At 63.5% G+C, this 1604-nt stretch carries 2 protein-coding genes; both read right to left on the reverse strand.

What is annotated here, in order from left to right:
* Nucleotides 1-667: OmpA family protein (locus AC097L_RS23850; protein ID WP_479589215.1), on the reverse strand; the 667-nt coding region annotated here is incomplete at its 3' end.
* Nucleotides 668-671: 4 nt separating this feature from the next.
* Nucleotides 672-1604 (reverse strand): type VI secretion system-associated protein TagF (gene tagF / locus AC097L_RS23855; RefSeq protein WP_479589216.1); only part of this gene is annotated, 933 nt, incomplete at its 5' end.

A 1604-nucleotide genomic window follows, 5' to 3' on the forward strand; every position in this document is an offset into this window, starting at 1 on the left:
GCGGCAGGCCCTTGTCGACCAGATAGGACCTGACCGCGTCGGCGCGCGCCTGGCTCAAGGCCAGGTTGCTGGCACGCAGGCCCTTGTCGTCGGTATGGCCGATGATCTCCACCTTGCGGTCTTTGAGTTTTTGCAGGGCGACAGCCATTTCGTCCAGGATGCCTTTGCCCGCCGGGGTCAGGTTCACCTGGCCGCTTTCGAACTCGACAATGCGGTTGCCCAAGGTGCTGTCCAGCATGCCTTGCTCGGATGCAGAGACCCGCAGGCCATTGGCCACGGTGTAGGTGGGGTTCAGGCTGGTGGCGATCTCGCTGGCGATTTGCTGGCGTTGCGCCTCGTTGGAGACCTCGCCCTGCAGGCCCACCGCGGTGCCGTCGATCTTGAGCTGGCCGCGGCTGATCAGCTTGAGGTTGGGGCCGATGAGCTTGCCGACATGGCTGCTCCAGTTGGGAGGCATGACCACCGCGCCAATCGCAATCTGGTCCACCACTTTATCGGCACCGTACAACTCCCGCAGTCTGGCCAGCACGCTGGCCTTGGTGGCCTCGTCGGGCACGGTGCCGGTTACCAGAACCTGGCCGGGGGTCGGCGTGGCCACGGGGGGGGCCACCGTCTGCGCCGCCGCAGACAGTGAGACAAGTAACAGGGAAATCCACAAACAACGCATGGCGTCAGGCTCCAATAAACGCTTCACAGAACGAGTCGTGCGCTGATTTCAGGGACAGGTCGGGCAAGGCCAGGTAGCTGGACAACTTGCTCGCGCCGTAGTCGCCCGCCAGCTGTTCTTCAATCCAGTCGGCGGCATCGAGGGTGATGTGCTGCTCGTCGCCCACCGCCGGGTCGATGATGGCGTGCAAGGTACGCGCCGAGGCCCCCCCAAAACCCAGCACCATGCTCGGCTTGCCGTGCACCGAGGTGAGGAACAAGGCCAGTTCGAAGTCGGCCCGCTGCAAAAATGGGGCAATCAAATGCATCCAGAAGGTGGCCACCAGGGGCCGGTACATGGCATCGGTTGGCAAGGGCAGCACCAGGCTTTTTTCCAGGCGGCTGGAGCTGCTGGCCATCACCGGCTGCAGCAAAATTCCCAGGGCCAGGATCAACTGGCGGGCGTTGCCGGTAAAGCCGGATTGCGCCAGCAGTGCGTTCAGCCCGGCGATGGTTTGCATGTCCATGAAATCGGCAAAAGCCGCGTCATAACCGGTGGTGTTGAGCTCCAGATCCACCGTGGTGGCGGCCAGGCTTTGCAGTGCCAGAGCGGGGTCTGGCGCGCCCAGTACCTGGGCTGTATGCAGCTCCAGGCGGGTCCACAGGCGCGACAACACCATGGGGCTGCGCTTCACGAAGTGGACCGGCTGCTCCACGTCCATGGTGGCCATCGACAAGAACGGAAAACGCCGCTGGGCCATATCGGTGCTGGCGCACAGATGGCCCGCGATGGCGCGCTTGCTGCGGGGCCCCATGAACACAAAATGCAAGGGCCGCATGCTGTCGTAGATCAGCTTCCAGCGCGGATCGGCCGACAGCATCTCCATGGTTTGCGCCAGCCATTGGTCCAGCAGGCTGATCAGGGTGCTGTTGTCAGTGGCCTTGATGAAATCGCCACG

Source organism: Rhodoferax sp. RT5P35 (assembly GCF_056521385.1).